The following is a 20,102-nucleotide window of genomic DNA, read 5'->3' as shown; positions in this document are numbered from 1 at the left end:
ATAAACTTTGCCAATTCTTCAAAACATGATTCTTTAACCGCAAACCAAAAAAACATTGGCAGGCAAAATGACAGTTACCTATTCAGCGGCGCGTCGAGCGAAGCTGCTGAATCTTGATGATGAACGTATGCTCATCGAAAGATGGCAAAAGCGCAGGGATTCAGCTGCGCTTGAGACGCTCGTTTTGTCCCATGCCCGGATGGCATTCCAGTTTGCACACCGGTTGGGCAAGGACAGAACGGAACAGGAAGAACTGGTTTCCGAAGGATTGCTGGCCTTGGTCCGTGCCGCTGACATGTTCGATCTGAGCCGCGAGGTGCGGTTTTCGACCTATGCACGCTGGTGGGTCAAGAATGGCGCGATGAAAGCCCTGTCGAGCCTGCGCGCCGTTGTCGAAGTCCCCGCAGGGGCGCGGGCGGACATCCCATGGCCCAAGACCCAGACCCTCGAAGAAGAAGACCTGCAACGCGCCGGGATGACGCAGCTTAATCCCGAAGAACAACTGATCGAGAAATCCAGTCACGACGCCATGCGCAGCCGCGTCGCCTCCTCCATCGCGGGGCTTGATCCGATCGACCGCGAGGTTGTGTTGTGCCGGTCGATGAAATCCCCGCCCGAAGACATTGCAGCCCTTGCAGGCAGGCTCGGCTTTACTGTTGAGAAACTGCGGCAGCTGGAACGACGCGCCATGATGCGGTTGCGCTATGGCTTGGCCGCGGGCGGCGCCCAGACCAGCAGGGTCGAATAAATGCAGCACCTTCAAACGCATTCACTTCTGGACAGCATCAGCCCCAGGGCCGCCGCCGCTGCAAACAAGACCTTGTTGCAAGGCGAGGGGGGCGGCACGACCAAGCGGTTCAATCAATTGCTGGATGCCGTGCAAGCTGCGTCGTCAGAGGAAAGTGCCGCGACGGACATCACCGGCGCAGAGGGTGCAGACGATACGCTTCAGTTTCTGGTCGGAAAGCCAGAGACCCCCGGTGCGGTGACAAGCGGAGAAGATCCAACGCAATCCGCCGGTATTCAGATCACACCAGCAACACCCAATGCCCTGACCACGCTGGTGGCGATTGGGGAAAATGACGCCACGGGAGAGGTAAGCGCAGCCGTGACGCCTGCCGTCAGCGCGGCACCGGGCACGGCCCCCACGCCAGAGCTCGCTTTGGGCAGTGCCATAGCCTCCACCAAACCTGTCGGCGAACAGCCTGTCACGCCTCAACCGGCAATTCTGCAGACCTCAGCACAGACGCTGATCGTGCTGCCTTCCGCAGCGCCCCAGACCGCAGCGGCGCGCGCAAAAACAACCGTTACGCCCGGGCAACCTGCGGTGTCTGCGCCCGCATTGGCACAGGGCGTCACAGCCGTGAAAGACGCACAAACCCCGACGGCACCAACCACCGAACTGCCCGGGCCAGCGAAGGCCGTAACTGCAACGCTCAAACAAGACGTTACGCGCTCCGGACAGCCGACCCAGCAGGTCGCCAATACTTCCTCCGCAGTGGCTGAAAAGCTGCAAGTGGCCAACCTGACACCACAGGCACAGACCGCAACGCCGCAGGCTGCTGCGACCCTTGGGGCTGCAACCCCTGTAGCGGCGCTGCACCCCGATGGTCAGCGCCCGCAGACCACCACCGTCAAGGCACCCGCTGGCGTGATCCAGACCAGCGGGCAGACAAAGGCGGTTGAACAAACGGTTCCATCCATTCGCCCTGCACAGCCGGGTGAAGCCCAGCAAAACACCCTGTCCGGCGCGTTGGACATAACCGTCGATGCCGAGGCTGAGACGGCCGCCGCGCCCAAATCCGTCTGGCAAGCCACCAAGGATGCCCAGCCCACCTTCCTGACCAAACCGGACGCACAGGGTCTGGCGCACGAACCAAAAGCCGGGGTTGTGAATGATCTACCGGGAGCCCTTACCCGCACGCCGACCGAAGCCTTGCAGCCTTTATCGACCGCCAACAAAGACCTGACATCGGTCTCCCCCGCACAGGCCGCAGTCAACAAAGCGCCTGTGTCCAAACCGTTTTCCGAAGCATTGATGATGCAGGTCAAAGCCGCGGAAGTTGTCGATGGCCGGACTTCAGTGCACCTGCACCCGCGCGGCCTTGGCAACATTGATGTCGAGATCATCGCCGGTGACAAAGACCTCGCCTCCAAAGTGATTGTGCGGGTGGAAAACCCGATGATCCTGCAACACCTTCGCGATGACCGGCATCTGTTGGCGCAGACGATCGGCGTCTCTGACGGCACCGTTTTCGAATTCCATGAACGCGGCGCGCAACAGCAGGGCGGCCAGTCCAGCGGCGGCGAGTCTGCGTTCTCAGGTACTTCACAGGACGGGGCTGAAACCGCAGCACCCGTTCAACATGCTGACATTCTTGGCGATGACCGCATCGACATTCTGACCTAGAGGGGACCGACCATGCTGACCAGCCCTGCCTTGCTGAACAACGCAACCGATCAAGTGACAGGTGCGAATTCCCTTTCGCAGTTGGGAGAGGATTATACCAATTTCCTCAACCTGTTGACGGCGCAGGTCAGCAATCAGGACCCGCTGGAACCGGTGGATGCCTCACAATTTGTCACACAACTTGCCCAGCTTTCGCAGGTTGAACAAACCGTCCGCACCAACACCCAGCTTGAAACGCTTACCGCTCAGATCAGCGGCTTGCTGAACGTGGGCGGCACAGACCTGCTTGGCCGTTCGGTCTCCGTCAACTCAGACAAGCTGATGCTGGAAAACGGCACGGCGTCGACCGCATATGAACTGAGCAGTGTAGCACAGGACGTCACCGCGCGGGTGATTGATCCGCTCGGGCGCGTTGTGCGGACGATACATGGGCTTTCGGGGCAAAGCGGCATTGAAACACCCCTGACATGGGACGGTACAGATGATTTCGGCAACCCAATGCTTGCCGGTGAATACCAGATCCTGATCACGGCTACCGACGACAACGGTGATGCAATCCCTGTCAACACCTATCGCGATGCCTCAGTTCAGGAAGTGCGGTTTAAGGAAGGGCAGTTGTTGTTTGAATTGACCGGCGGCGAAACAGTGTCGTCGATCTCTGTCAAATCGGCAAGCTGAACCGCTATTTGACCTTGTCAATCTTCACGACAAAGCTGTTGACCCGTGCCGTGCGGACCTCCGGAAAGCGCACAAAAAGTTTGCGCACCACCTTCTTCGCAAGCGCCGTCTTTCCACTGTCAGCAAGGACCACCTCGGCAAGGCCAACCTCACGCTCCGCCATTTCTGCCATTGCGGTAACGGTCGCATCCCGCAAGCGCGCGCGTCCCAATGCGCCGTTGATGTTCTGAAACGCTACCGCGCCCATGATGTACACGTCGATGTCAAAGACCAGTTGCACCACCTCCTGACCCTTGGGGAGTTTGACGGTAAAGCGGCCCAGCGGCATCTTGAACAGCAGCTCTTTCTCGTCTTTGAGCCGGTCCATCGCCTTGGCTGCCTCCACCGGTCTGAAGAACCGCTCTCCGAAAAAACCAGCGGCGCCCGCTCCCAGAACAACCGTGACGAGGATCAGAATCTTGATCATTGGACTAACGCGTCAGTACGGCAGAACGATCTCAAGCAAATCGTCGCCGTAGCGCGGTTTTTGTACGTTTGAGATCTGGCCACGGCCACCATAGGTGATCCGCGCCTCTGCTATTTTGTCATAGTCGACGGTGTTATCCACGTTGATGTCCGCCTGCCGGATGATGCCCGCAATCCGCAACTCGCGCAGCTCTGCATTGACTTTGACTTCTTGCCGACCGGCCAGGACAAAATTCCCATTGGGGAGCACCCGGATGATCAGGGCGGCGACCCGCAGGCGAATGCTCTCGTTGCGTTGGATGGAACCTTCGCCGCTGCTTGAAGAATCGCTTTCCAATCCCAGCAGGGAACCGGACTCTGTCTGCACATCGAAGTTGAGAACGTCGGGATCCTTGACCTCCCGACTGTTGCTGCGGCTGCGTTCGGATGCGTTTTGCAAACGTGCACGGTCGTTAATGTCAATAAGGACCGTGACCAGATCGCCCACTTTCGCGGCCCGCCGATCCCGGAAAAAGCTGGTGGATCCGCTGTCCCACAGGCTTGATGCCTCTGCCCGTTTTGGGGCGGACGGTGCCTGTTCAAGCGGCATGGGTACGCGGATGCTGTTCACTTCCGTCATCTGGTTGGGGTCCAGCACCACGTTGCTGACGGTTGGATCGCGCATTTCATCGATTTCAGCACAAGCGACAAGCAAGGCTATCGCGCAAAATGCACCGACCGCCTGCAAGAGGCGGCGGGAGTTGGTGCGGTCAGTTTCGGATGTGTTCATTGATCGACCTCTACGATGCCCTGCGATCTGGCAATTGCTGAAATTGTTTTGTTACTGCTCAGATTGACCACCCTGATTTCCTGCCCCAGATGCGCATCCGCCAGGGCGCGCCCCTTGGCGGTCAGACGCAGCCCGCCCTGATTGAGGACGATCTTCACCTTCTCACCGCGTGTAACCAGCTTCGGCGGAATGACCGATTGGCGCGGCACCGGCCTGCCTACTGACAGCATCCTGCGCACTTGCTTGCCGATCACGTCATCCTTGGCGCGCACGGCAAAGGTGCCCAATCGTTGTAACGGCATTTCCACTGTCGTGATATCGCTGACCTGAATGATCTCATCTGGCAGGATTTGTCGCGTTGGCACAGGGACTTCAATTGTCACCACAGCGACCCCCCAGACCCGCTGCGGTACGCCGTATTCGGTCATCACATTCGCGATGAAGTGACCCGTCTTTGGATCCATCCAGAATTCCTGAACAAAGTCACCATTCTGAATCGAACCAGCCGCCAGCCGAACCTCGATCCGGCTGTTGTCGGGGAGGGTCGGTCCCAGTTCAGCCGCGGCACGTTCCTCGATCATGACCGCGACACTGTCCTGAGACGCCTGGGCAAAGTCGCTCCAGAAGGTGAGGCCCAGCAGCAAAACCAGTATGACGGCGATCCATTCAACGATGCGTCGTGTCATCAGGCGGATCATGTCAGCCCTCCTATTTGATCTGGTTAGTCGTGGTCATGATCTGATCTGCGGTCTCAATCGCTTTAGAGCTCATCTCATACGCCCGCTGGGCGGAGATCAGATCGGTGATCTGCTGAATGATGTTGACGTTGGAATTCTCCAGATACCCCTGCCGGGTCACGCCAATGCCGGGGGAACCGGGCGTTGCTTCAACCGCCTCACCGGATGCAGTTGTTGCCTCCAGCAGGTTGTCCCCAATCGGTTTGAGGCCCGCATCATTGACGAAAGTTGCCAGCGTGATCTGACCCAGCTCTGTCGGTTCGGTGCTGTTTTCAACATAGGCCATCACAACGCCAAACTGGTTGATTTCAACCTGCCGGGTCAGCTCCGGCACCACGATTGCTGGTTCGATATCAAAACCGTTGATCGCCACCATCTGCCCCTCAGCGCTGAGCTGAAATGTGCCAGCGCGCGTGTAGGCCTGCGTTCCGTCCGGACGGTTGACGACAAAGTAACCCCGCCCATCGATGGCAAGATCAAGCTGGTTTTCCGTCTGCACCAAGCCGCCTTGGGTGTTATGCCGGATCACACCGGAGGCCTGTACCCCTAGACCGATGTCCGTCCCAACAGGCCGCGCGGTGCCTTCCTCTGATGTCAGCGTGCCTGCACTGCGAACGTTTTGATAGATCAGGTCCTGAAACGCCGCCCGGCCGCTCTTGAAGCCCGTCGTATTGGCATTGGCAATGTTGTTCGCGATGACGTCGACGTTTGTCTGCTGCGCCAGCATGCCTGTTGCTGCAATTCCCAAAGCCTTCATGTCAGGATCTCCTTATCAATTACCTGCTAGGGCCAAGTCTTTCGACAGCGGCGCGGGTCAGTTTATCATCTTCGTTCATCAGCGTGATGGCGTTTTCATAGGCACGCTGGATGTCGATGAGGCGCGTCATTTCCACGACCGCCTGCACATTGCTGGTCTCGACAAAGCCCTGCATGATGTTGGGAATGTCGGAGGGTTCTGGTGCGGGCGTGTCCGGCGGCAAGGCATAGGTGCCGCCACCGAGCGGTGTCATGTCTGCTCCGTCTGGAATATCGAAGACACCGACCGTACCCAGCACCGCGCCACCGTCATCCACGATCGTCCCGTCAGATGCGATAGATACGTTTGATCCTGCTTCTGCCGGCAAGACAATCGGGCCACCACCAGCATCCAGCAGCGTGTGACCCGCAGAGGTTCTGACCTGCCCTTCGGCAACAACAGCCAGTTGACCATGCCGACCATACCCAGTGCCGCCTTGCGCAAGCTGGAAGGAGAACCATCCTTCTCCAGCAATCGCCAGATCAAGCGGATTGCCCGTGGGCAACAAAGTGCCCTTACTCATGTCGAGGTATGACCCGCTGTCATTCACAAAGCTGACATTCTCACCCTGGCTCGGGCTGTCGACGGTTTCCAGCAGCGGCTTCATGGATTTGTACCCGGAGGTAGACGAGTTGGCCAGATTATGCGCCGTCATGTTCATGCTGCGTTCAAGCGCAGTTGCTTTTGACAACGACACATAGCTTACGGAACCCATCTACCTCACCCTGCTCTGATCTTTCTGGAAGCGGATCTTTTATTCTTAAGTTGCAAAATTAAATAGCCACAAATACAAGAATAGAGCAAGTATAAATCTAAATTGGACGAAAAACTCAATGACAGATTATTACCGTTTGGCCTTACTTGCTCTTACTGTTCTTGGCCAATCGCCAACCATGGCCGCTGCCGCAACGGAGGCAAAGGAGGAAAAAGCCGAAAAACATCCCATGTTTGTCGTGCCCCAACCGCCCGTCCCAACACAACGCCAGGCCGCGTGGTCAGAGGTGCTCGATCTGCGCCACTGGCCTGCCAGCACATTTCACAGGGACCTCAAGAAGAACATCGAAACACTGGGCGCCGCCCATGGCCCGGAAAAGCAAAGCGTCATGTTGGATCTGGTCGAGCTGTACCTGACGCACATGCTTGTTTTCGAAGCGGCATCCTTGCTGGATGGCATCACACCGGAAAACCCACCCCAGGAATGGCGGCATGCCGCGCTGACCCATGCAGCGCGACTTCTGGAAGGGATCTCGGTTGAGGATTTTGAAACCTCACCACTGGTTGATCCCGACCGCCCGGATACTGCGTTCTGGCGGACATTGCAGGCAATTGCGGTTGGGGACATCGAAGGTCTGAACGCCAACATCGAACCAAGTTTCCGCGCTCTCCAACGCCAGTCCCGCGCCATGCTGGAAGACATGCTGCCGCTCTTCATCGAAGCAGCAATTGAAACGGATCATCTGGATCATGCGGATGGTGCGATCCAACTGATCGAAGAAATGCCACTCTATAAGGATACGCCGACACGCCACTTCCTGCGCGGCAGTGAGGAAGAGCAGCGCGGCAATGAATCCTCCGCGCTGGATGCTTATATGATCGCGGCGCAGGGCTGGGACAGATATGCGGCACGCGCGCGGTTGAACATCGCCAATATGGCCCTGCGCAATGGCAGCGAAGGGGCCCTGCTGGCGGCACAGGCTGTTCTGGATGCAGGCCAAGAGGACTGGCGCGGCGGTCAGCTTGAGTTGCAATTGCTGCGCAAACAGGCAGAGGTCAGCGTCCTTTTGGGGAATGCAGCGGAGAGCCTGCTGAGCCTTGGTAAAGTCATCACCCGTTTTCCAAAGTCTGGCGAACGCGCGCAGGCAGAGGAGCAAGCCTCCGACCTGCTGGAACGTGTCTACGCACATGGAGAGAGCGGTAGGACATCGCTGTCCAACTGGATGTCATTTCATCTGCGCATCGTCCCCATTTATTCAAACTTGAGCGGATTTGCCCAATACCCCGAACGCCTTGGCGACAAGGTGCTAGAGATGGGCGCTACGGACCTAGCCATGCGCGAATTCGACCGCGCCAAACTGATCGTGCTCGACAGTCCGGAGGATGAGAACACGGCGGAAACGCTTTTTCGCCTGAACTTGAAACTGGCCTCCGCCCAGCATCGGGCGGGTCTTTATTCTGCTGCGCGGGCAACATTAGCCGAGGCCGGATCTGCCCCGGATGATGAGATGAACGAACGGTATCTGCGGTTAAAGGCAGATATTCTTGCTGACGGGGGAGAGAACACCGCGTTTCTTGAGACCAACGTGCCGTCGCCCACGCTCGCTCAGATGAGAAAACGCACGCGTGTCCTTGTAGACGAAGAACAGTGGCAAGATGCGAAGGTGGATCTGGACGCGTTATGGGAGCAGTATCCGCAGAATTTTGATGTCAAGGACGCGACATACCTGCTCATCGCCGCCAAGAAGACCAATGATGATGAAACAATTCAAGAAGTAGTGCGTGCCTTTCCTAGCCTGACAAGCTCAGAAAATCTCATCGCGCTTGCGAAAAGTTTGAGCGAAAAACGCGAAGCGGTCTTGCCGCTGCGCGCAGATGAAGCCGAAAGGCGGCTCAAAGGACTTCAAACCGCCTTTGAAAAGATCAAAAATGCGGGCATCTCACCTTAAGATCCATGGATAGGTGTGACATTTGTCTTACACCATTTCTAAACATCCGCCAAAATAGAAGGATTTCTCAACAATTCACAAAGCGTTAACCCGGCTTAAACCCTGGCTGTGTAAATACTTAAAATCAAAAGCGAACAAAAATAATATGCAGGTGGATTGATGAGCATTTCGAGCGCGCTCCAGACGGGCGTCAGTGGGCTGCAGGCAAACTCTCGGGCGGTGGGCAACATTTCCGAGAATATCGCAAATGCGAACACAGTTGGCTACAAGCGCGGGTTTGCCCAGATGGTGACAACGACCTCCTCTGGCAGCAGCGGGTCAGGCGTTCTATCCGTATCAGCTGTGGGGCAGTTGGACATGCAGACCGCAGGTGGATTGATTTCCACCACCTCCGCAACCGATCTGGCAATTGGTGGTAACGGCTTTTTCGTCGTCAGCCTGAATCCGAACGAAACCGCGCAGAGCAGTTATCTGCTAACCCGCGCCGGGTCGTTCCTGCCTGATGAAAACGGTAACTTGAAGAACTCTGCGGGGTTCTATCTCGCGGGCTATCGCTACAATTTGGACGGTGAACTCGGCTCGGTTGATCGCAGCAACTTCTCCCAGATGGAAACCGTGAACGTCGGCAACATTAGCGTGTCTGCCGCGGGCACCACGCAGATGTCCACCTTTGGTAATCTGCCCTCCCAGGATACGGGCGCCGCGACACCTGGCGCGCCATTTGCATCTTCCTCCGAAGTCTTTACCAGCCTTGGTGAAAGCCAGCGAGTGGGTTTCTCCTGGCAACCCACAACCAGTGCAAATGTGTGGGAACTGTCCCTATCTGATCAAAACGGCGACCCTCTGGGCAGTGTAGAGATCGAATACAACGATTCCGGTGCGATGGCCGGGTCTCCGCTGGCCTACAACAATGCCACATCCACAGCGATTTCCCCTGCGGCCTTCTCCTTTGATACGGCGACCGGCACCGCCTCCATTACCCTCAACAACGGTGTGTCTCCTCAAACCGTCTCAATCGATCTGGGCGCACCGGGCACATTTACAGGTGTCACGCAATTCGCGGGCGATTTCAGTCTGGCGTTTGAGCGAGACGGTACAAGCGTCGGTGAACTGGTCCGCACCGAGATCAACCAAGAGGGCACGCTGTTCGGCGTCTTCGACAATGGCCTGCGCACAGCAATCTTTGATATTCCGGTCGCCACGGTTGCCAACTCCAACGGTCTGATCGAACGCAAGGGCAATGCCTATTCGCTTTCCGGTGAATCCGGTGCGTTCTTTGCCGGTCGTGCAAACACATCCAACACGGGTGCGATAAACGCGCAGGCGCTTGAGGGGTCCAACGTGGATATTGCGCAGGAAATGACAGATCTGATCCGCGCCCAGCGGGCGTTTTCCACAAATGCGCGGGTTATTACTACCGTTGACGACATGATGGATGAAACCACACGGCTGAAACGATAAACAATAGCTGAGCCGGAGTAAGACATGAACCTTACCGGTGCCCTGAATTCCGCGACAAGCGGGCTTTCCACGACGCAAAGCTTGTCGCGGGTGGCGGCGGATAATGTCGCCAACGCATCGACGCCGGGATATGTCCGGCGGCGGGCGGAACTGGTGACATCTGGTCCCGGTCAGGGCGGTGCTCGGGTCGGCGAAATCCGCCGGGAGGTTGATGATACGCTGGCTAAACTGGCGCGGTTGGAAAATGGCAAGATGGCCCGCCATCAGGCTGTGACCGAGGGCTTGAAAAGCTATACAGTGTTTCTGGGCCAGCCCGGAGATGGAATTTCCCCAGCCGATAAATTCTCAGATTTTCAGAACAGCCTGACGACGCTGATCAACATGCCCTCTTCCACAGGCGCGCAGACAGGTGCCGTGCTGGCTGCGGAACAGGTGGCCAATTCCGTGCGCAGTGCCGCAACGACGCTGGGCACCACCCGCAACGAAGTGGATATGGAGATCCGATATGAGGTCGCTGACCTCAATCAAGCGCTCTATACCTTGCGGGATCTGAACCAACAGCAGCGCAATTTTCAGGCCGGATCGCTGGAATCAGCGCAACTGGATGAGCGCATCGACGGCCTGCTGGACCAGATTTCCGGCACCATTGATATGCGCGTCACAGTCTCTTCGGCAGGGTCGATCAGCCTTTACACAATTGGTGGCGCTGCATTGATGGAAGGCGATCTGATACAGGATGTCTCCTATAGTCCATCCGACGGAACACTGATGGCCGGGGATCAGGACATCACACCGTTCAAGGAGAACGTGCGCGGCCTTCAGCACGGCAGCCTTGTGGGGTTGTTTGAACTCAAACGCGACATCATTCCCCGGTTCAGCAGCCAGTTGGATGAATATGCACGCGGGTTGATTGAGAGCTTTCAGAGTGCGGATGCCAGCCTTGCCCCCGGTCAACCGGGTCTGTTTACAGACAACGGCATGGCCTTTGATCCGGCCAATACCGAAGGGATTGCCAGCCGCATCGCCCTGAATGAAAACATATCCATGTCGGGCGGCGCGGAGGTCTGGCGCATTCGCGATGGTCTGGGCGCGGCAGCACCGGGCAATGGGTCGGACCCGGCGCAAATTTCGGCCTTCATCGACGGGCTGAACACACCGGTTGGCGCCGATCCCGCAACGGGGATACCCGCCTTTGTCACTGTGTCCGACTTCGCCGCTGAATTTGTCACCGCCCAGGCCACGGCACGCGCGCGGGCAGAGAACAGCTTTGACGCTGCCGCTTCTGCCGCGGAACTGGTGATGGCCGCGCGGCGGAATTCCGAAGGGGTCAGCATTGATGACGAGATGCAGCAATTGCTGTTGATCGAACAAAGCTATGCCGCCAACGCCCGTGTTCTGAGCGCGGTTTCAGAGATGATCGACACTCTGATCGCAGCGGTTTGAGAGGGATGTCATGAACTGGTCGATCCGCACAAACTCCAGCTTTCAGCTTAACCTTTTCAGCCGTCAGAACGTGGAACGCACGGCGCAAGCCCTGCAAAAGGCGGGACAGGAAGTCGCGACAGGGCGCAAGGCGGATATATACACCGAATTGGGGTCACGCTCATCCTCTGTGATGAAACTGCGCATTCGAGAAGAAGATACGCAGACCTATATGCAGTCGAACATGCTGATCGCGAACAAGCTTCAATTGACCATCAACTCCATGGACAAGCTGCGCGACACGATCCAGTCGGTGGTGGAAACGACGTTCTTTGACACCTCGCAAGCGGGGTCCGGCGCGTCGCTGTTGCAGACGCAGGCGCGCGCCGCTTTGGATGAACTCATCGGAACGATGAACACCAACTTCAATGGTGAGCATATCTTCGCCGGGCTCGCCTCCGAGGTCAGCCCACTCACTCGGTACACGCAGGCCAATCCTGACACAGGCTTGTCGCCCGAAGATATCATCAACAGTATTGTCGCCAACGGCCCCACAAATGTGGTCGAGGTCAGCACAATTTCTGCAGCACTGGATGTCGTGTTCAACTCAGCAGACATCGGCACCCCTGCCCGCAACTATGAAGAGACGTTCTTTAACGGCACCAAGGAATTCGATGCGGGTGGCACCGAGATCAGGCGTGTCACCGCATGGGTCGCTGCCGGCCAAGAACTGGAATACGGCGTTCAGGCCAATGATGAAGCAATCCGCCAGACCTACAAGGGGCTGACCATGCTGATTGCGGCAGACACGACGAACATGGACACTGCGACGTACCGTGCCTGGGTAGCAGAAGTCAGCGACACGCTTGCAAAGGGTCAGGAAGGGTTGTTGCAGATTTCAGCCCGCACCGGCTTCAATCAGGAAGTTGTTGAAAAAGCGCAGATCCAGCTGAGAGATCTGTCATTGGTCCAACGGAACATGATCACTGATTATGAGAACGTCGATCCCTATGAGGCGATCACCCGGATGACAAACATGGAGCGCCAGCTTGAAGCCACCTACCAGGTGACTGCCCGCCTTTCGGGTTTGTCCATTCTTGGATTTCTTCGCTAAGGTGGCTGCCTATTCTGGCGTGGTAAGCTTGTAACCACGGCCATGCACCGTCTCGATATATTGCCACCCACTGTCTGCCGCCTTGGCAAACTTCTTGCGCAGTTTACAGATGTAGACGTCGATCACCTTGTCAAAGGGCTGATCAATACTTGCGCCATAGATCGCGTCGTAAATCGCGTCTTTCGAAATCACCTTGTTCGAGTTCAGCGCAAGGTGTTGAAAAACCGAATGCTCCCGCTTGGACAGTTTGATACGGCTGCCTGACACGATCGGGTCGCTGCCATCAAAGAAAGCGGTCAACTCACCCACAACAACGCTGTCTGCCGCATGTCCATAGAGCCTGCGAATGATGGAATTAACCCGTGAGTGCACCTCCGCGCCCCGAATGGGGCTGACGATCACATCATCGGCGCCTATGTTCAGAAGCTCCGCCGTGCCTTGCGCATTTCGGAAGTCCTTGAGAACGATCAGAGGATTGGCGCAGCCCCTTTGGCGCAGGGCGCGAATGTGGCGTTGCACTTCGGGATATTCACCCAACAAGATCGCACTTGTATCGATCTTTGCCTCTGAATGCCCCCCCAGACCGGCTGAGAAGAAGTCTTCCGTGATCATCTGGGGCTCAATCCCGCTGCTGCGCAGCTCAACGATCAGGCCGGCCCGACGTTCTTCTCGCGGTTCAAATACAAAAACCCGCATTATTCTGCCTCGCTTCGCTTTTCTTTGGTTTAAGGATTAAATTTTCACTTATCAATAATAAATGTAGATTAGAACTTGTATTATTCATAAAATGTGAAAGATATACAAGTACAGTTTTGTAATACTTGCAAATCGAAGATTATGGATGCCGGTGACATGCGCCCTCTGATGACACGCGTTTCAGCCCTTCTTGTTGTCCTGATGACGCAGGTCATCACAGCCAGCGCGGATGTGCGGATCAAGGACATCGCCACATTTGAAGGCGTCCGTGAAAACCACCTGATCGGCTACGGTCTGGTCGTTGGCCTGCAAGGTACTGGTGACAAGCTGAACTCTAGCCCGTTCACCAGAGAATCCATTCGTGGCATGCTGGAGCGCCTCGGCGTTGCCAATCTTGAAGGCAACTCGCTGAATACCAAAAACACCGCTGCGGTGATGGTCACAGCGAAACTCCCACCCTTCGCGCGGCGCGGCTCTCCGATCGACGTCACTGTATCGTCGCTCGGGGATGCGACCAGTCTGCGCGGCGGGACGCTGTTGGTCAGTCCGCTGACCGGTGCGGATGGTGCCGTGTTCGCTGTTGCGCAAGGGCCCATCGTGTCATCGGGCTTTGCAGTTGAAGGTAATGCGGCAAGTATTACCGAAGGCGTGCCAACGATTGCCAAGATTGAAAACGGCGCGATTGTCGAGCGTGAGGTGGACTTCAACCTCGTCCAGCTCAACAGCGTGCGCATCGCTCTGCGGGATCCCGATTTTACCACCGCCACCCGCATCCGCGACGTGATCGCTGACAAGCTTGGCGCCAGTTCGGTTGAAGTGCTGGATCCCGGCACGGTCGAACTCTGGATTGGCGACAAAAGCGATGTTCCTGCCACCATGGCAGCGGTCGAGAACCTGACGGTGCAGCCCGACGCCATTGCCCGCGTGGTCGTGGATGAAAAGACTGGCACCATCGTGATGGGGGCAAATGTACGCATCGCTCAGGTCGCCATCAGTCAGGGCGGGTTGACCGTGCGCATTCAGGAAAACTACAGGGTCAGCCAACCCGGTCCGGTCAGTGTCGGTGGTTCAACGGGTGTCATCACCGGCGCCCCGATCCAGATCGGCGGGAACACCGTCGTCGTGCCGGAGACAGAGATCGACATCAGCGCCGAAGAACGAAAGTTCACCATCCTTAATGGCGACGTCAGCCTGCAAGAACTGGTGAATGGACTGAACGCCATCGGCGTGGGCGCCCGCCAGACGATTTCCATCCTTCAGGCGATCAAGGCGGTTGGCGCGCTCCATGCAGATCTGGAGATTATTTGATGCAGAACGTTCAAATCACACCAGCAAACGTAGGGACCCTTTTGCAGCAGACCAGAGCCGCAACTGAGGATAGCAAATCTGCCGAAGCCTCGAAGGAGTTTGAAGCCGTGTTTCTGGGGCAATTTGTCGATGAGATGTTGAAGACCGCAGGGGCCACCGCCTTCGGGGATGAGCATCAGGCAGAGATGTGGCGATCTTTCATGTCCGAGGCCGTCGCAAAACATCTGGTGGAGCAAGGGGGCGTTGGGCTTTCCGGCAGTGTCAGTCAGATGATTGGCGCCTACACCGACACCGCATCCGACAAGACATGAAAAACGGCGGAGAGACGATGATATGATCGCGCCCAAGAAGTTCCGCTTTGGTGAACGCCAACTGCTTCCGGCCGCAGATGGCGCTCCAGCTCCTCTTGTCCTGACAGCAGAGGACGAGGCGAACCTCGACACGTATGTCGTCAGGGTTGGCGAAACCATCGAAATCCTGCGTCAGGAAATTGCCGCGATCAAGAAAGGTGAGCTCAAAACCATCACCAACCTGTTCGATGACAAGTCAAGAAGCCTTAAATGGCTGGAACTGCATACCCCACTGATTGAACCGTTTCTGGATCATGCCGCCGCCAAACAGCGGGATTTGCGCATGCATATGGCCAATCTCAAGGAAAGCATCGAAGAAAATGGTGCATTACTGTCACGCATGGCCATTACCGTTAAGACAATCCTCCGAGAACACGAAAAAATCCTTAACCGCAACGGTTTAGGTGGCGTATATGCAGAGACAGGAGAGAAGGTCTCTGTCAACCAGAGACCGGAAATGAAGATAGACCGGGAATTCTAATCCGCAGAATGCGATAAATGCCCGTTTCATTAACCCCGCTTTAACTTTTGCGGTTATCTCTCTCATGCTGGTCGAACCAGCATCTCAGTCAGAAGACTGAAATTCATGAGAAAACAGGAGTACATTAAATGTCATCCATTCTCAATAATACCTCCGCAATGAATGCCCTTTCCACCCTGAAGATGGTGAACCGCGGGCTCAATGAAACCCAGGACCGTGTTTCCACAGGTCTGGCCATTCGTTCCGGCAAAGAAAATGCCGCCTACTTTGCCCTGTCTGAAACAATGGCAAGCGATAGTGGCATGTACAAAGCCATCAACGAAGGCATGACAGCGACAAAGAACTCTGTCTCCACTGCCCGTCTTGGTGCTGAAACCGTCACAGACCTGACCGGCCAGTTCATCGAACGGGTTGCGTTTGCGCAAACCGAAGGCATCGACCGTGCCGACGTTCAGGCCGAACTTGTAGGTTTGGCAAGCCAGATCCAGGGTGTGATCGATCAGTCCACCTTCAACGGCAACGACCTGGTTGGCGGCCCCGCTGCGACAACAACCGTGACCACGGGTATCACCCGTTCCGGCGGTACATTCGCAACGACTTCCATCTCGTTCCAGTCTGTTGACCTTCAGGCCATCCACGATGCGCTCGTGGCCATTGATGTGACTGATACCGGTACAACCATGGGTGCCAAGCTTGCTGTTGCAGAAGCCGAATTGGGCAATGCGATCAACGCGGCAACATCCCTTGGTGTGACGGAAAAGACGCTGGAAGGGCAGATGCAGTTCCTAGACAGCCTGACAGACACGCTGGATTCCGGTGTCAGCTCCCTTGTGGACGCGGACATGGAAGAAGAAGCAGCGCGTTTGCAGGCCTACCAGGTCCAACAGCAGCTGGCGACTCAGTCGCTGTCGATTGCAAACCAGTCTCCACAGAACATCTTGAGCCTGTTCCGTTAAGTCGGACCACGCTGAGTTGAAAACACGTTTCGCCCAATCCCACGATTGGGCGAAACACTGACTGCCCCACCAGAACGCGCAGTCCTTTACGGTGCCGCTTGTTCCAACTCTGGCAAGCCCTCCTCCTTTTCAAAGAATGCGCGCAGAGGGTCTTCGATCCCTGCTTCCAGGATCATGCGGTACATCTCCGCAAAGCTTTCGCTTGTCGTACACATTTCCCCGCGCCGTTGGGACAGGAAGGGACTGGATGCCTTGAAAAACTCAATGGCTTCATCCGTTTCCGTGTCAGATCCGGGTTTATAGGCCCCCAGCCGGATCAGGTCTTCCATGTCTGCGTAGCGACCAAAGGCCTTACGGGCTGTCTTGATGATCGCGAACTCTTCGGGTGAATGGCAATCCGGTAGCATCCGCGACAGCGACCGTTGCAGGTCGATTGCCGGAAACCGACCCTGCTCCGCGATGCGCCGGTCCAGCACCATATGCCCGTCCACGATCCCGCGCACCGCATCTGCAATTGGTTCATTCATGTCATCGCCATCGACCAGCACCGTATAGAGACCGGTGATGTCCCCCTCTCCCTCCGGGCCGGGCCCCGCACGTTCCAGCAGATGCGGCAATTCCGAAAAGACCGACGGCGGATAGCCCCGCAGCGTTGGCGGCTCCCCTCGCGCCAGTCCGATTTCCCGCTGCGCCATGGCAAAGCGGGTCACACTGTCCAGAAGAACAAGAACTTGTTTGCCCTGTTTGCGGAAATGCTCGGCAATGGCTGTGGTTGTCAGGGCCGCTTGCTTGCGCATCAACGGCGCTTCATCCCCGGTTGATACAACGACCACCGCGCGCGCCATCCCTTCTTCACCCAGATCTTCCTGAATGAACTGCTGCACTTCGCGGCCGCGTTCGCCGATCAGCCCAATGACAATCAAATCCGCATCCGTGTTGCGGGCCAGCATGGCCATCATCGTAGATTTTCCGACGCCAGATCCCGCGAACACCCCCATCCGCTGCCCCTGACACAGCGGGGTAAACAGATCGATACATTTGATCTGCGTTTCCAAACGCCTTCCGACCGGCTTGCGATCAAAGGCACGCGGCGGCTGTGGTTTGAAGGACTTCCGCCGATGCGCACGCGGGGCGGAACGGTATTTGGACAGCGGCCGCCCCAAGCCATCAATCACTGTACCGATCCAACTATCATCTGGATGGATCAGGTCATCAAAGAAGATCAATTCAACCTCATCCCCAACGGCAACGCCATCCCATTCCCCAAAAGGCAATATGCACAGGTCATGGCCTTGCAGACCCACGACCTCTCCGGCAACGGCGCCTTTGCGGCCTTTTACTTCGCACCGGCTGCCAATACCCGCCAGCGTTTCCAATCCGCCAACCGTCAGGTTGAGACCAACAATGGACTTCACACTGCCGACAACCCGCGTACTGCGCGCCGAATACATCTGTTCTTGGAGGTTAGAATAGATAGACATATTTTTAATCCTTCACTAACCATTTTATACTTGATATAAGGTAAGAACAAAACACGAGTCCATAATGAACACAGAACCAACATCACTTTTTGATCTTGCACCAAAGCGGCTTCAGTGGCTCGCCAGCCGACAAAAGGCCGTGTCCGAGAACATCGCCAACTCGGATGTCGCCAGCTACCGCGCGAAAGAGGTGGAAAGCTTTGCCAGCTACCTCCACAACGCCAAAGCCTCCGGCTCTCTTCAGGAAGCGAAGACGCAGGAAGCCAAGGTCAGCTGGTCCGAAGATCTGACCGGCAACAACGTCGTTCTTGAAGAGCAACTGATGGAAGCCAGCAGCGCCGCCGGTCAGTTCCGGATCGCCGCGGGCCTGTATCGCAAGGCGTATGAAATGATCGGCGCTGTGGCTGGGCGCCGATAGCAACATGCCGGATAGGAGGGCTGCATGGATCCGCTTAGTTTGATATCAAAGACCGCCGCCAGCGGCATGCGCGCGCAAGGGGAGCGCCTGCGCGTGGTGTCAGAAAACGTGGCCAACGCCAATTCGACGTCCAATAAACCGGGCGGTGACCCCTATCAGCGCAAGATCGTAAATTTTGAGAATAGCGTCGATCCCAGCACAGGCGCCGCCATCGTCCAGCTTGGCGAGGTCGAGGCGGACAAATCCAGCTTCGTGCTGCGTTTTGATCCCTCGCACCCCTCCGCCAATGCAGATGGATACATCAAGCTGCCCAACGTGAACCCCCTAATCGAGATGAGCAACATGCGCGAAGCCGCGCGCAGCTATGAGGCCAATCTATCGATGATGGAAAATGCCCGTTCCATGCGGCGCCTTCTGGTAGATTTGCTGAGCTGAGGAAGAAGACATGACCGACTTTTCAACAATCCGCTCAACCTACATCGAAAGCGCCTATGCCAAATCGGCGCGCCCGAACACCGCAGAGAACCTCCCGCCCAAGGAGCAGACCGAGGATTTTTCCAAAATGGTGTCGAATGCCGCAGCGCAGGCTGTGGACACCGTGCGCACAGGGGACAGCACCGCGATTGCTGCCTTGAATGGGCACGCCGGTTTGCAGCAGGTGGTTGAGGCAACCATGGCCATGGAAAGCACAGTTCAGGTGGCTGTCGCCCTGCGTGACAAGATGGTCGACGCCTATCAGGAAGTGATGCGGATGCCGATCTGACGCTGAATTTGAACAAGGGTCGCCCGTGGACGAGATAACAACATATGAGGTCATTCGCCAAACCATCATGGCAGTCCTGATCGGCTCCGGGCCGGTCTTGATCGTTGCTCTTGGTGTTGGGCTTGTGATCGCATTCTTCCAGGCGCTCACCCAGATTCAGGAAATGACCCTCACTTTCGTCCCAAAGATTGCAGCCATTTTCCTGACGCTTGCAATCTCTCTGCCGTTTGTATTCTCAACTCTTGTGCGCCTCTCTGACCGGGTCTTTGATCTGATCGTCAGCGGAGGGGTTTGACATGGATCGCAAGATCTTCTGGTTCGCAGGCGCTTTGGCGGTTGGGTCGTGGATCATGTATGAACCTGCCGATGCGACGGAACTGGTTTCATGGAAAGGGTTCTATAGCCTTTCGACCCGTCCTGCCCTCGCACCAGATACACCCGAGCACCCCGAAAGGCAGAACATCACGATCGCTCAACCAGACTGCATTGCCGCAATTCTGGCCGCTCAGTCACGCCACCAGATCCCCAACAACCTCCTGCTGGCCATCGGTGTGCAGGAAGCCGGGCGGCAAGTCGACGGCGCGCTGACCATCTGGCCGTGGACCGGCAATTACCACGGCAATGGCGCGTTTTTCCGCAGCAAGGTCGCGTTGGAAAACTGGGTGCGCGGCAAGCAGGCGCAAGGGATCAGTTCTATCGATGTGGGCTGCATGCAGGTGAATCAGAAATGGCACGCGCAGGAGTTTGCATCGCTTGAGCAGGCCACGGACCCGATTGCAAACGCAGATTATGCCGCACGGTTTCTGCGCAGGCTTTACCGCGAAACAGGCGATTGGTGGGAGGCAGCAGGCCGCTATCATTCCTCAAGACCCAAGTTCAAGGAAATCTACCTGACGAAGCTGACCCGCAATCAGCAGGTTGCCAACGCGATGATGGCAAACGGTATCGCCCTGGCCGCAAATGATCCACGTAAGGCATCTGGCCCTGCGTCCGGTTCCGGCAGGCCTAAACCCATCATCGGATGGAGCGCGGATATGACCGGTGCCATACAGGGCCGCCGTTTCAACCAGATTTCGATCTACTCCAACGTGCCGTTGCAGCCCTTACTGCTCCACAACGCAGTAAATAATTGAC

At 56.7% G+C, this 20,102-nt stretch carries 23 protein-coding genes; 16 read left to right on the top strand and 7 right to left on the bottom strand.

Annotation, left to right across the window (positions count from 1 at the left end):
- The first annotated feature begins 127 nt into the window (after window positions 1-127).
- Genes AB4X18_RS07535 through AB4X18_RS07525 form a run of 3 tightly spaced genes read left to right on the top strand, consistent with a single transcriptional unit; the run spans window position 128 to window position 3,088 of the window.
- Complete coding sequence (locus tag AB4X18_RS07535) at window positions 128-748, top strand: sigma-70 family RNA polymerase sigma factor (protein ID WP_432817252.1); 621 nt, start codon at window positions 128-130, stop codon at window positions 746-748.
- Window positions 749-2,410 (top strand): hypothetical protein, encoded by a 1,662-nt coding sequence (locus tag AB4X18_RS07530; RefSeq protein ID WP_370399511.1) that lies wholly within the window; start codon window positions 749-751, stop codon window positions 2,408-2,410.
- A gap of 12 nt (window positions 2,411-2,422) precedes the next feature.
- Window positions 2,423-3,088, top strand: coding sequence for a flagellar hook assembly protein FlgD (locus AB4X18_RS07525; RefSeq protein WP_370399510.1), 666 nt, complete (start codon window positions 2,423-2,425; stop codon window positions 3,086-3,088).
- Between the two features lie 4 nt (window positions 3,089-3,092).
- On the opposite strand, the gene AB4X18_RS07520 is transcribed toward AB4X18_RS07525, so the two are convergent.
- From AB4X18_RS07520 to AB4X18_RS07500, 5 genes are read right to left on the bottom strand one after another with little or no spacing between them, the layout of a single operon-like run.
- Window positions 3,093-3,554, bottom strand: a complete 462-nt coding sequence (locus AB4X18_RS07520; protein ID WP_370399509.1) for a flagellar biosynthesis protein FlgH — start codon at window positions 3,552-3,554, stop codon at window positions 3,093-3,095.
- Between the two features lie 12 nt (window positions 3,555-3,566).
- Complete coding sequence (flgH, locus tag AB4X18_RS07515) at window positions 3,567-4,322, bottom strand: flagellar basal body L-ring protein FlgH (protein WP_370399508.1); 756 nt, start codon at window positions 4,320-4,322, stop codon at window positions 3,567-3,569.
- Complete coding sequence (gene flgA / locus AB4X18_RS07510; RefSeq protein WP_370399507.1) at window positions 4,319-5,020, bottom strand: flagellar basal body P-ring formation chaperone FlgA; 702 nt, start codon at window positions 5,018-5,020, stop codon at window positions 4,319-4,321. The genes flgH and flgA overlap by 4 nt, the downstream gene beginning before the upstream one ends.
- 10 nt (window positions 5,021-5,030) lie before the next feature.
- Window positions 5,031-5,816 carry a flagellar basal-body rod protein FlgG gene (gene flgG, locus AB4X18_RS07505; RefSeq protein WP_370399506.1) on the bottom strand — a complete coding sequence of 262 codons (786 nt, stop codon included), beginning with the start codon at window positions 5,814-5,816 and terminating at the stop codon, window positions 5,031-5,033.
- Window positions 5,817-5,835: 19 nt separating this feature from the next.
- Window positions 5,836-6,570, bottom strand: coding sequence for a flagellar hook basal-body protein (locus AB4X18_RS07500; protein WP_432817251.1), 735 nt, complete (start codon window positions 6,568-6,570; stop codon window positions 5,836-5,838).
- Window positions 6,571-6,688: 118 nt separating this feature from the next.
- Here AB4X18_RS07500 and AB4X18_RS07495 point away from each other — a divergent pair, with 118 nt between their 5' ends.
- The 4 genes from AB4X18_RS07495 (at window position 6,689) to AB4X18_RS07480 (ending at window position 12,515) form a co-directional block, all read left to right on the top strand.
- Entirely contained in the window at window positions 6,689-8,518 is a 1,830-nt protein-coding gene (locus tag AB4X18_RS07495; protein ID WP_432817250.1) for a tetratricopeptide repeat protein, read from the top strand.
- A gap of 159 nt (window positions 8,519-8,677) precedes the next feature.
- The gene (locus AB4X18_RS07490; protein WP_370399502.1) at window positions 8,678-9,979 is read left to right on the top strand and encodes a flagellar hook protein FlgE; all 1,302 of its coding nucleotides are present in this window, start codon (window positions 8,678-8,680) and stop codon (window positions 9,977-9,979) included.
- A 24-nt stretch (window positions 9,980-10,003) separates the two neighbouring features.
- A complete protein-coding gene (flgK, locus tag AB4X18_RS07485) occupies window positions 10,004-11,422 on the top strand; it encodes a flagellar hook-associated protein FlgK (protein ID WP_370399501.1) in 1,419 nt (472 codons plus the stop codon).
- Window positions 11,423-11,432: 10 nt separating this feature from the next.
- On the top strand, window positions 11,433-12,515 hold the full coding sequence (locus AB4X18_RS07480; RefSeq protein WP_432817249.1) for a flagellin: 1,083 nt from the start codon (window positions 11,433-11,435) through the stop codon (window positions 12,513-12,515).
- A 9-nt stretch (window positions 12,516-12,524) separates the two neighbouring features.
- Here the strand turns inward: AB4X18_RS07480 and AB4X18_RS07475 are convergent, their stop codons facing one another.
- Window positions 12,525-13,211, bottom strand: coding sequence for a response regulator transcription factor (locus tag AB4X18_RS07475; protein ID WP_432817248.1), 687 nt, complete (start codon window positions 13,209-13,211; stop codon window positions 12,525-12,527).
- Between the two features lie 168 nt (window positions 13,212-13,379).
- Between AB4X18_RS07475 and AB4X18_RS07470 the strand changes: the two genes are divergently transcribed.
- From AB4X18_RS07470 to AB4X18_RS07455, 4 genes are all read left to right on the top strand, one after another.
- Window positions 13,380-14,519, top strand: a complete 1,140-nt coding sequence (locus AB4X18_RS07470; RefSeq protein WP_370399497.1) for a flagellar basal body P-ring protein FlgI — start codon at window positions 13,380-13,382, stop codon at window positions 14,517-14,519.
- Window positions 14,519-14,830, top strand: a complete 312-nt coding sequence (locus AB4X18_RS07465; protein ID WP_370399496.1) for a rod-binding protein — start codon at window positions 14,519-14,521, stop codon at window positions 14,828-14,830. The genes AB4X18_RS07470 and AB4X18_RS07465 overlap by 1 nt, the downstream gene beginning before the upstream one ends.
- 22 nt (window positions 14,831-14,852) lie before the next feature.
- Window positions 14,853-15,350, top strand: a complete 498-nt coding sequence (locus AB4X18_RS07460) for a flagellar biosynthesis protein FlgI (protein ID WP_370399495.1) — start codon at window positions 14,853-14,855, stop codon at window positions 15,348-15,350.
- Window positions 15,351-15,478: 128 nt separating this feature from the next.
- Complete coding sequence (locus tag AB4X18_RS07455) at window positions 15,479-16,306, top strand: flagellin (protein WP_299877620.1); 828 nt, start codon at window positions 15,479-15,481, stop codon at window positions 16,304-16,306.
- Between the two features lie 86 nt (window positions 16,307-16,392).
- Here AB4X18_RS07455 and AB4X18_RS07450 read toward each other — a convergent pair whose 3' ends face one another.
- The gene (locus AB4X18_RS07450) at window positions 16,393-17,787 is read right to left on the bottom strand and encodes a FliI/YscN family ATPase (RefSeq protein ID WP_370399494.1); all 1,395 of its coding nucleotides are present in this window, start codon (window positions 17,785-17,787) and stop codon (window positions 16,393-16,395) included.
- Window positions 17,788-17,851: 64 nt separating this feature from the next.
- Between AB4X18_RS07450 and AB4X18_RS07445 the strand changes: the two genes are divergently transcribed.
- From AB4X18_RS07445 to AB4X18_RS07425, 5 genes are read left to right on the top strand one after another with little or no spacing between them, the layout of a single operon-like run.
- A complete protein-coding gene (locus tag AB4X18_RS07445) occupies window positions 17,852-18,205 on the top strand; it encodes a flagellar basal body rod protein FlgB (protein WP_370399493.1) in 354 nt (117 codons plus the stop codon).
- A gap of 24 nt (window positions 18,206-18,229) precedes the next feature.
- Entirely contained in the window at window positions 18,230-18,640 is a 411-nt protein-coding gene (flgC, locus tag AB4X18_RS07440; protein WP_370399492.1) for a flagellar basal body rod protein FlgC, read from the top strand.
- A gap of 10 nt (window positions 18,641-18,650) precedes the next feature.
- Complete coding sequence (locus AB4X18_RS07435) at window positions 18,651-18,968, top strand: flagellar hook-basal body complex protein FliE (RefSeq protein WP_370399491.1); 318 nt, start codon at window positions 18,651-18,653, stop codon at window positions 18,966-18,968.
- Window positions 18,969-18,993: 25 nt separating this feature from the next.
- Entirely contained in the window at window positions 18,994-19,263 is a 270-nt protein-coding gene (locus AB4X18_RS07430; RefSeq protein WP_370399490.1) for a flagellar biosynthetic protein FliQ, read from the top strand.
- A 1-nt stretch (window position 19,264) separates the two neighbouring features.
- Window positions 19,265-20,101 (top strand): lytic transglycosylase domain-containing protein, encoded by an 837-nt coding sequence (locus AB4X18_RS07425; protein WP_370399489.1) that lies wholly within the window; start codon window positions 19,265-19,267, stop codon window positions 20,099-20,101.
- The last annotated feature ends 1 nt before the right edge of the window (window position 20,102 follow it).

It is taken from the genome of Sulfitobacter rhodophyticola (assembly GCF_041281685.2).
Lineage (GTDB): Bacteria > Pseudomonadota > Alphaproteobacteria > Rhodobacterales > Rhodobacteraceae > Sulfitobacter.
The sequence above is the reverse complement of the archived record's forward strand: the minus strand, read 5'-3'. Positions and strand labels throughout refer to the sequence as shown.

Coding starts and splice junctions, on each gene's coding strand:
- flgC (WP_370399492.1), top strand. CDS start 18,230: ATGGATCCGCTTAGTTTGATATCAAAGACCGCCGCCAGCGGCATGCGC.
- AB4X18_RS07535 (WP_432817252.1), top strand. CDS start 128: ATGCTCATCGAAAGATGGCAAAAGCGCAGGGATTCAGCTGCGCTTGAG.
- AB4X18_RS07460 (WP_370399495.1), top strand. CDS start 14,853: ATGATCGCGCCCAAGAAGTTCCGCTTTGGTGAACGCCAACTGCTTCCG.
- AB4X18_RS07455 (WP_299877620.1), top strand. CDS start 15,479: ATGTCATCCATTCTCAATAATACCTCCGCAATGAATGCCCTTTCCACC.
- AB4X18_RS07425 (WP_370399489.1), top strand. CDS start 19,265: ATGGATCGCAAGATCTTCTGGTTCGCAGGCGCTTTGGCGGTTGGGTCG.
- AB4X18_RS07490 (WP_370399502.1), top strand. CDS start 8,678: ATGAGCATTTCGAGCGCGCTCCAGACGGGCGTCAGTGGGCTGCAGGCA.
- AB4X18_RS07475 (WP_432817248.1), bottom strand. CDS start 13,211: ATGCGGGTTTTTGTATTTGAACCGCGAGAAGAACGTCGGGCCGGCCTG.
- AB4X18_RS07465 (WP_370399496.1), top strand. CDS start 14,519: ATGCAGAACGTTCAAATCACACCAGCAAACGTAGGGACCCTTTTGCAG.
- AB4X18_RS07470 (WP_370399497.1), top strand. CDS start 13,380: ATGACACGCGTTTCAGCCCTTCTTGTTGTCCTGATGACGCAGGTCATC.
- AB4X18_RS07480 (WP_432817249.1), top strand. CDS start 11,433: ATGAACTGGTCGATCCGCACAAACTCCAGCTTTCAGCTTAACCTTTTC.
- AB4X18_RS07445 (WP_370399493.1), top strand. CDS start 17,852: ATGAACACAGAACCAACATCACTTTTTGATCTTGCACCAAAGCGGCTT.
- flgK (WP_370399501.1), top strand. CDS start 10,004: ATGAACCTTACCGGTGCCCTGAATTCCGCGACAAGCGGGCTTTCCACG.
- AB4X18_RS07450 (WP_370399494.1), bottom strand. CDS start 17,787: ATGTCTATCTATTCTAACCTCCAAGAACAGATGTATTCGGCGCGCAGT.
- AB4X18_RS07495 (WP_432817250.1), top strand. CDS start 6,689: ATGACAGATTATTACCGTTTGGCCTTACTTGCTCTTACTGTTCTTGGC.
- flgG (WP_370399506.1), bottom strand. CDS start 5,816: ATGAAGGCTTTGGGAATTGCAGCAACAGGCATGCTGGCGCAGCAGACA.
- flgA (WP_370399507.1), bottom strand. CDS start 5,020: ATGATCCGCCTGATGACACGACGCATCGTTGAATGGATCGCCGTCATA.
- AB4X18_RS07500 (WP_432817251.1), bottom strand. CDS start 6,570: ATGGGTTCCGTAAGCTATGTGTCGTTGTCAAAAGCAACTGCGCTTGAA.
- AB4X18_RS07525 (WP_370399510.1), top strand. CDS start 2,423: ATGCTGACCAGCCCTGCCTTGCTGAACAACGCAACCGATCAAGTGACA.
- AB4X18_RS07520 (WP_370399509.1), bottom strand. CDS start 3,554: ATGATCAAGATTCTGATCCTCGTCACGGTTGTTCTGGGAGCGGGCGCC.
- AB4X18_RS07530 (WP_370399511.1), top strand. CDS start 749: ATGCAGCACCTTCAAACGCATTCACTTCTGGACAGCATCAGCCCCAGG.
- AB4X18_RS07435 (WP_370399491.1), top strand. CDS start 18,651: ATGACCGACTTTTCAACAATCCGCTCAACCTACATCGAAAGCGCCTAT.
- flgH (WP_370399508.1), bottom strand. CDS start 4,322: ATGAACACATCCGAAACTGACCGCACCAACTCCCGCCGCCTCTTGCAG.